The 8,133-nt window shown below is 70.9% G+C and carries 9 protein-coding genes; 7 read left to right on the plus strand and 2 right to left on the minus strand.

The features are described from left to right. Positions 1-84 precede the first annotated feature (84 nt). The 3 genes from ACWEIJ_RS07500 to ACWEIJ_RS07510 are packed head-to-tail and all read left to right on the plus strand — an operon-like array spanning position 85 to position 2,139. Positions 85-1,134 carry an acyltransferase family protein gene (locus ACWEIJ_RS07500; RefSeq protein WP_449836330.1) on the plus strand — a complete coding sequence of 350 codons (1,050 nt, stop codon included), beginning with the start codon at positions 85-87 and terminating at the stop codon, positions 1,132-1,134. Further along, positions 1,131-1,529, plus strand: coding sequence for a cupin domain-containing protein (locus tag ACWEIJ_RS07505; RefSeq protein WP_449836331.1), 399 nt, complete (start codon positions 1,131-1,133; stop codon positions 1,527-1,529). Before ACWEIJ_RS07500 ends, ACWEIJ_RS07505 begins: the two co-directional genes overlap by 4 nt. Positions 1,530-1,539: 10 nt before the next feature. Then, a complete protein-coding gene (locus ACWEIJ_RS07510) occupies positions 1,540-2,139 on the plus strand; it encodes a phosphoribosylanthranilate isomerase (protein ID WP_449836332.1) in 600 nt (199 codons plus the stop codon). On the opposite strand, the gene ACWEIJ_RS07515 is transcribed toward ACWEIJ_RS07510, so the two are convergent. Both ACWEIJ_RS07515 and ACWEIJ_RS07520 read right to left on the minus strand, forming a co-directional pair. After that, positions 2,136-2,471, minus strand: a complete 336-nt coding sequence (locus ACWEIJ_RS07515) for an antibiotic biosynthesis monooxygenase family protein (protein WP_449836333.1) — start codon at positions 2,469-2,471, stop codon at positions 2,136-2,138. The genes ACWEIJ_RS07510 and ACWEIJ_RS07515 overlap by 4 nt on opposite strands. 43 nt (positions 2,472-2,514) lie before the next feature. Next, complete coding sequence (locus ACWEIJ_RS07520) at positions 2,515-2,877, minus strand: DUF4406 domain-containing protein (RefSeq protein ID WP_449836334.1); 363 nt, start codon at positions 2,875-2,877, stop codon at positions 2,515-2,517. Positions 2,878-2,926: 49 nt separating this feature from the next. Between ACWEIJ_RS07520 and ACWEIJ_RS07525 the strand changes: the two genes are divergently transcribed. The 4 genes from ACWEIJ_RS07525 (at position 2,927) to ACWEIJ_RS07540 (ending at position 8,042) form a co-directional block, all read left to right on the plus strand. Further along, on the plus strand, positions 2,927-3,667 hold the full coding sequence (locus tag ACWEIJ_RS07525) for a DeoR/GlpR family DNA-binding transcription regulator (protein ID WP_449836335.1): 741 nt from the start codon (positions 2,927-2,929) through the stop codon (positions 3,665-3,667). A gap of 40 nt (positions 3,668-3,707) precedes the next feature. After that, positions 3,708-5,009, plus strand: coding sequence for a cytochrome P450 (locus tag ACWEIJ_RS07530; protein ID WP_449836336.1), 1,302 nt, complete (start codon positions 3,708-3,710; stop codon positions 5,007-5,009). Between the two features lie 98 nt (positions 5,010-5,107). Next, a complete protein-coding gene (locus ACWEIJ_RS07535) occupies positions 5,108-6,178 on the plus strand; it encodes an alpha/beta hydrolase (RefSeq protein WP_449836337.1) in 1,071 nt (356 codons plus the stop codon). A 151-nt stretch (positions 6,179-6,329) separates the two neighbouring features. Then, positions 6,330-8,042: a S8 family peptidase gene (locus ACWEIJ_RS07540; RefSeq protein WP_449836338.1), complete on the plus strand. Its 1,713-nt coding sequence runs from the start codon at positions 6,330-6,332 to the stop codon at positions 8,040-8,042. The last annotated feature ends 91 nt before the right edge of the window (positions 8,043-8,133 follow it).

The raw sequence follows: 8,133 nt of genomic DNA on the forward strand, positions 1-8,133 counted from the left end.
ACCGATGCGCGCTTCCGCGTTGCACGTCCGGGAAGGTGATCGTCCTCACAGGAACGCTCGGGCGCGCTGCGACCACGTAGGCACATGACCCACGCCGACTTCCTCGCGTTGAAGCGCTTTCCCGCGTTGGACGGAGTTCGCGCCGTCGCCGCGCTGATGGTGGTGTTCTTCCACTACGGCGGTCCGGGATGGCTGCAGGGCTGGCTCGGCGTGCAGATCTTCTTCGTGCTGTCAGGTTTCCTGATCACGACGTTGTTGTTGCGGGAGCACGCGCGCCACGGCCGGATCTCGCTCGCGCGGTTCTACCGGCGCCGGGCGTTCCGGATCCTGCCCGTGTACTTCGTGGTCCTGCTCGTCACGGCGGCCGGGCTGCTGGTCGCCGGGCAGTTGCGGGCCGACCCGCTCGGCCGGGAGTTCGGGCTGTACCTGACGTTCCTCAACGAGTTCGGGCACGGCGGCGCGTACGGGCAGTCGTGGTCGCTCGGCGTGGAGCAGAAGTTCTACCTCGTGTGGCCGTTGCTGGCGTTCGTGTTGCTGCCCCGGTGGCGGCCGTGGGTGACGGTCGGGCTGATGACGCTCGCGTTGGCCGTCCTGCCGTTCACCGTGGCGTCCGACCCCAAGGGCTGGCCGGTGCACTACTTCACCGTGCTGGTCGGGTGCGCGCTGGCGCTGCTCATGAACAACCGGCGCGGATTCGCGTTGATCAAGCCGCTCATGACGCCGTGGGTGTCGCTGCTGTTCGTCGGCGTGCACCTGGCGGTGCCGTACCTCTCCGCCGCGCTCGACGGCGCGATCCCCGGATTCGTGGCGGTGGTGCCGATCTACGCCGTCTCAGTTGGACTGATGCTGCCGTCGTTGCTCGCGCCCGGGTTGCCGCAACGGGTGCTCTCGGCCCGCCCGATGGCGTGGCTCGGCGAACGGTCGTACTCGATCTACCTGGTGCAGGCGATCGCGCATTCGACCGTGTTGCTGCCGGGCGCGTCCGGCCTGGTCATGGCGGTGTCGACGACGATCGTCGCGATTGGACTCGCCGACCTCTGCCACCGGTTCGTCGAGCTGCCGATGATCGAGCGGGGCAGGTCGCGGACCCGCGCTGTCACAGATCCACGGGCTGACCGGTCCTTGCTGGCATGACCGAAAATCCCGCGAAGGTGGAGATCCTCGCCGAGTCCCCCGGCATCGCGCCGGTGCCGTCCGACCTGGTGGCGCGCACGATCTTGGTGACGCTGCCACCCGCCAGCCCCGGCGCGCCACCGCACCGGCATCCCGGCCCCATCTACGCGTACGTCGTGAAGGGCGCGATCGCGTTCGAGCTCGAAGGCGAGCCCGAACGCGTGATCCGGGCGGGCGAGGCGTTCTTCGAGCCCGGTGGTGACGTGATCCACTACAAGGGCGCCAACGCGTTGACGGACGAGGAGTCCGCGCTGGTGGCGATCATGATCTGCGAGCCGGGCGCACCGGTGCTCACCGTCGTCGGACCGGAGGAGCTGCAGGCACGGCGGCACCTGCGGTTCGCGGGAGAACACTAGGATCAGCGGTGTGTTCGTGAAGCTCTGCGGCCTGCGCACCGAGTCCGACGTCGCCGTGGCGGTGGAAGCCGGGGCCGACGCCGTCGGTTTCGTGCTGACCGCCAGCCCCCGCCAGATCGACGCCGGCCTCGCGCGCTCGCTCGTCGCGCAGGTGCCCGCCCACGTGCTGACCGTCGCCGTGGTGCGCGGCATCGGCCCCGCCGAGGCCGGAGAGCTGGCACTGCGGACCGGCGTGCGGGCGTTGCAGCTGCACGGCGACTACCCGAAGGCCGCGTTCGACGAGCTGGCGCACCACCCGTTCCGGCTGGTCCGGGCGACCGCGCTGGGACCGGGCACGGACGTGCGCACCGGCGCGTTCGGCGAGGAGCTGCTGCTGATCGACTCGCCGGTCGCCGGGTCGGGTGAGCAGTGGGACATCACGCGGCTGCGGGACAGCCCGCCCACCGGCACGTGGGTGCTGGCGGGCGGGCTGTCACCGGAGACCGTGGCCGGGGCGATCGGCGTGGCCCGGCCGTGGGGCGTCGACGTGTCCAGCGGCATCGAGTCGAGCCGGGGTGTCAAGGACCACGGCCGGATGCGCGAGTTCGTCGCCGCCGCCCGCGAGGTCTAGCCCTTCACGAACCCGTGGCTGCGCTCGACCTTCGCCACGTGCAGCGTGTAGCTCTGGTACCACTCGGCCCGGCCGCGCTGCTGTGCCGCGCGGTGCTCGGCGTTGCTCCGCCACTGCGTGAGGCCGTCGGCGTCGCGGAAGTAGGCGACGGTGATGCCCAGGCCACCAGGGGTCTGCGCGTGGTCGGCGCCCAGGTAGCCCGGGACGTCCTTCACCAGCTCTTCCATGCGCGCGTTGGTGTCGCGGTAACCGTCCTGGTCCTCGGTTCGCACCGTGGTGAAAACCGCCACGTAGTAGGGCGGTTCGAAAGCCTCCACCGGCTGATCGCTCATGGCGTCACCGTAGGTCGGGAGACGTCCCAGGATCCAACGTGTTTCAGGCGGCGCGGTAGCCGGGGATGTCCTCCACCCGGTCGTACACCGGCAACCCGCGCTGCCGCGCGATCCGCACGTCCTGGTCCGCGCCCGCCGACTCGCCGGGCAGCCGCAGCACCGCGTCGCAGTGCTCCAGCAGCCGTGCCGCGGTCGGGTACATGATCTTCTCCGCGACCGGGTCCAGCGGTGAGGTGCCGCCCGCGCCGCGCAGCACGGGCAACGCCACCCACTCGCCGATCATCGGCACGTGGCCGCTGCGGAAGATCGGCCACGCCGCCTCCTCCAGGCGTTCGAGGTTGCGCGCCATCAGTGCGGGGTCGTCCCCCGTACCCGATCGGTAGGGCCCTGCGATCAGAATCAGCATGCGACCGACCATAATGTGCAACACTCGGCAGAAACAAGGAGAACCGTGCATGCTGGCTGCCCAACGCCGTGACCTGCTGCTCGAACGCCTGCGCACGGACGGCCGGATCGTCGCGAAGGACCTCGCCGCCGAGGTCGGCATCTCGGAGGACACGATCCGCCGTGACCTGCGCGATCTCGCCGCGGCGGGCCTCTGCCAACGCGTCTATGGCGGCGCTCTGCCCGTATCCCCCGCTATCGCCGACTACGCGACACGACAGGAGGTGTCGGTCGACGGCAAGCAACGGGTCGCACGAGCAGCGGCCGCGTTGATCGAACCGGGCAGCACCGTGATCCTCGACGGCGGCACGACCACCCTCGCCGTGGTGCGCGCGCTACCGCTCGACCTGGACGCCACGGTCGTCACGCACAGTCCGACGATCGCGAGCGCGCTGGAAGGCCATCGGAGCGTAGACGTCTACGTGATCGGTGGCCGCCTGTTCAAGCACTCGATGGTCGCGTGCGGTGCCGCTGCCGTGGAGGCCGCACGGGGCGTGCACGCCGATCTGTTCCTGTTGGGCGTCACGGGTGTGCACCCCGAAGCGGGCCTCACGACCGGTGACGCGGACGAGGCGGCGATGAAGCGCACGCTCGCCCACCAGGCCGCCGACACCTACGTGCTGGCCAGCTCGGAGAAGATCGGCGCGGCGTCGCGGTTCGGCGTGCTGCCGTTCAGCGAGGTCGCCGGGGTGGTCACGGACGCGGACAACGCGATCGTGCGGGCGCTGGAAGTGCCGGTCGTGCAGGCCTGAGACCGCTGTTTCGTCGAGCGCCGCACAATACCGTTGACACATGAGCATGACGGAGGACCACGTCAAGCCGGCGGTGCGCTGGGGCATCGGCCACGCGCTGCCACGGGCGGTGCTGCGCCAGGCGGCCCGCCGCGGCGACCTGCAGGGCCGCATCACCGTCGAGGCGTCCACGGGCGCCGACCTCACCGGGCTGTTCGACGAGATCCGCGCCCGCGGCCCGCTGGCGCCCACGAAGATCGGCCACACCACGGCCCGGCACGCGGTCGTCAAGGAGGTCCTCACCGACGACGCCCTCGTGACGACCCGCCCGAGGTACGGCGCGGGCCTGCTCGGCAAGCTCGCCGCGTGGTCGGCCACGGAGGTGACCCACCCCGTGCAGCCACCGTCGTTGCTGGTCGTCGAGCCACCGCAGCACACCCGCTACCGCAGGCTCGTCACCCGCGTCTTCACCGCCCGCGCCGTGGAACAGCTGCGCGAACGCACCCAGGCGATCGCCGACGAACTCCTCGACGGCCTAGACCCCACCCGCCCGGTCGACCTCATCGAGACCTACTGCGGCCTGCTGCCGGTGACCGTCATCAGCGAGATCCTCGGTGTCCCGCCGCAGGAACGCGCCACGGTCCTGGCACTCGGCGCGGCCGCCGCCCCGAGCCTCGACCTGGGTCTGTCGTGGCGCGTCTTCCGCAGCGTCGAGACCACCCTCAGCACGTTCGACGCCTGGCTGACCCGCCACCTCGACGCGTTGCGCGCCGACCCCGGCGACAACCTGCTCAGCCGCCTCATCACCGCCCGCGAGGACGGCGAGGGCCTCACCGATCGCGAGCTCAAGGCCACCGCGGGCCTGGTGCTGGCCGCGGGCTTCGAGACCACCGTCAACCTCCTGGGCAACGGGATCTCCCTGCTCACCCGCAACCCGGACCAGCTCGCCGTCCTGCGGGCCCGGCCGGAGCTGTGGACCAACGCCGTCGACGAGATCCTCCGCGTGGACCCGCCGGTCCTGATGACGGGCCGGATGTGCCTGCGCGACACCACGATCGCCGGCGTCCCGGTGCGCCGCGGCCAGCTCGTGACCACCGTCCTGGCCGCGGCCAACCGCGACCCCGAGGTCTTCGAGAACCCGCTGGCGTTCGACGTGACCCGCCCCAACGCGCGCGACCACGTGTCGTTCGGCGCGGGCCGCCACTACTGCCTCGGCGCGCAGCTGGCCCGCATGGAGGGCGAGATCGGCCTGCGCTCGATCTTCAGCCGCTTCCCGGACCTGCGCCCGCTGCCCGGCGCGCACCGCCGGCCGACCCGCATCCTGCGCGGCTTCGAACGCCTGCCGACCGCACTGCGCGGGTGACCAGCCAGAACACCACCCGGCCACGGATGGCCGGTCGCTGGCCTGTCCAGCGGAACGGAACGACACCATGATCGGGTCCACGACCCGAGGGGGAACTCATGTCGATCCGATTCCGCACGGCCAGGAAGCGCGGAGCCTGCCTGTTCGCCGCACTGACCGCCGCGCTGGCGTTGTCCAGCCCGCACGCGCGGGCCGCCGAGCCGTCACCGCCGCGGTTCACCGACGGCTTCGGCCTGACGGTCACGAGCCAGCCGAGGTGGGCCGACGAGCACCACCGCACGTTCCTGTTCAGCGTCGCCACGGACCAGGTGCCGGCGCCGACCCTGCTGGAAGGCCAGGAACCGGGCAGGCACACGATCGTCGTGACGCTGCCGTCCGGCTACGACCCGAGCGCGCGCTACCCGGTGCAGTACTACCTGCACGGCCACCCCGACCGCCCGGACGCGCAGTGGAACCAGCGCGTCGTGGAGAACGCGACCAGGGACGTCCCGCTGATCACCGTGCAGCCCAACGGCAGCGGCCGCGGCTGGTACTCGAACTGGGTCAGCCCCGGTGCCGCCGGGCCGCAGAACTGGGAGACGTTCCACCTGGAGCAGCTGATCCCGTTCGTGGACGCCAACCTCAGCACGATCGCCGACAGGAGCGGGCGAGCGATCGTCGGTCACTCGATGGGTGGCTTCGGCGCGTTGCACTACGCCGAGCACCGCCCTGACCTGTTCCACTACGCCGGCAGCTTCTCCGGCGGCCTCGACCTGCGGAACTCCGAGCTGCGCGCCGCCGTCGTGGCGACCGAGCTCAACCCCGGCTCCGGCTCGCCGACCGTCGGCGCCGACGCGATCTTCGGCCCGCCGGTCTGGCCGTTCGACGGCGTCTGGAACGCCCAGAGCCCGGCCCAGCACGTGGTCTCGCTGCGCGGCATGGGTGTCGCCCTCTACACCGGCAACGGCGGCGACCTGACCGTCGACCCGATCCAGGCGGTGTTCGAGAACCGGGCGCGCGAGACGGCTCTGGTGACCGCGGCCAACCTCACCGCCGCGGGCATCCCGTTCCACCTCTCCGACTACGGCGACGGCAGCGCGTGGGCGCCGGGCTGCACCGGCAAGCACGCCGAGGAGCCGTGCGTGCAGGCGGACATGAACCACTTCGTGCGGCTGATCATGCAGCCGTAGCCCTCTGACGTGCGACGTTCGACGTGAGCCGAACGGGGCATTTCTGGAACCGCGCGTCCCGAATCCGACCTGACCTCCTCTTACTGCCTGGAACGGGCCCCTGCGCCCGCGCGACGTGCGCGGGCATCGCCCGCTAGGAGTTGGAGGAATCGTGTTCCTGGGTTCACGAGCACGCCTGCGCACCGCGGTCATCGCCGCGGCCGTGGGCGCCGGTGTGCTGACGGCGGCCACCCCCGCCGCGGCGGCACCTGCCGCAGGTACGCGCGCTTACCTGGTCATCACCGCGCCGGGTGACACCGCCGGTGCCAAGACGGCCGTGGCGAGCAACAACGGCACTGTGTTCAGCAGCTACGACGCGATCGGCGTCATCGTCGCGCACTCCGCCGCCACGGACTTCGCGAGCAGGATGCGCACGGTCGGTGGTGTGCAGAAGGTCGGTGCGACGCGCACGTCGGACGTTCCCGCCGAGGCCGCCAACCCGGCGATCCCGGACGCGAAGCAGCAGGCCGCGCCGTCGGCGTCCGAGCCGGTGCAGGCGGACATGGCGCAGATCGGCGCCGACAAGGCGTGGGCGGTCAACCAGGGTTCGCGCAACGTCACGGTCGGCATCCTGGACACCGGGATCGACGACCTGCACGACGATCTCAAGCCGAACTTCGACGCGGCCGACTCCGCGTCGTGCGCCTACGGCAGGCTCGACACCCGCGCCGGCTCGTGGCGGGACGTCGACCAGCACGGCACGCACGTCGCCGGCACGATCGCGGCGGCGAAGAACGGGCACGGCGTGGTCGGGGTGGCGCCGAACGTGCGGGTCGCCGCGGTGCGCGTCGCGGAGCCGGGGACCAAGTTCTTCTTCGCCGAGAACACCATCTGCGCCATGGTCTTCGCCGGTGACCACGGGTTCGCGGTGACCAACAACAGCTACTACACCGACCCGTGGCTGTTCAACTGCCCGGACAACGCCGACCAGGACGCCATCCTGGAGGGTGTGAAGCGGGCCGTGGCCTACGCCGAGGGCAAGGGCGTGCTGAACGTCGCCGCGGCGGGCAACGAGAACTACAACCTCGCGAACAAGACCCGCGACACGACCAGCCCCAACGACTCCACCCCGGTGCAGCGCAACGTCACCAACTCGTGCCTGAGCCTGCCGACCGAGCTTCCCGGCGTGGTCGTCGTCTCGTCGATCGGCTCGACGAACCGCAAGTCGTCGTTCTCCAACTACGGCACCGACAAGATCAGCGTCGCGGCACCCGGCGAGGCCGTCTACTCGACCATCCCCGGCGGCAAGTACGACTCGTTCCAGGGCACGTCGATGGCCTCTCCGCACGTCGCGGGCGTCGCGGCGCTGCTCAAGTCGGTCAACCCGGCGGCCACCCCGGCCCAGCTGCGCCAGCTGCTGGCCACCCAGGCCGACGACCTGGCGTGCACCGACAGCCGTTGCTCCGGCACCACGGCGAAGAACAACTTCTTCGGCGAGGGCCGCGTCGACGCCCTCGAAGCGGTCGGCACCGGCACGCCCGGCAAGTCGTTCGAGAACACCACCCGCGTGGACATCCCGGACAACGCCGCGGCCGTGACCAGCCCGATCACCGTCTCCGGCGTCACCGGCAACGCCCCGGCCGCGCTCAAGGTCGCAGTCGACATCGTGCACACCTACCGCGGTGACCTGGTCGTCGACCTGATCGCGCCGGACGGCACGGCGTACTCGCTGAGCAACCGCTCGGGCGGCAGCGCGGACAACATCCAGCAGACGTTCACGGTCGACGCGTCGAGCGAGGTCGCGAACGGCGTCTGGAAGCTGCGGGTGCAGGACGTGGCCGCGCAGGACGTCGGCTACCTCAACTCCTGGAAGCTGACCTTCTAGTACTACAGCCGCATGGCGTGACCTGTGAGTCGTCGCTGGTAATGGCATTGTCGGGCTCGGTGTTGGTGGCGTCGTCGCCAGCGCGACCATG

The sequence above is a fragment of the Lentzea sp. NPDC004789 genome (assembly GCF_053601075.1).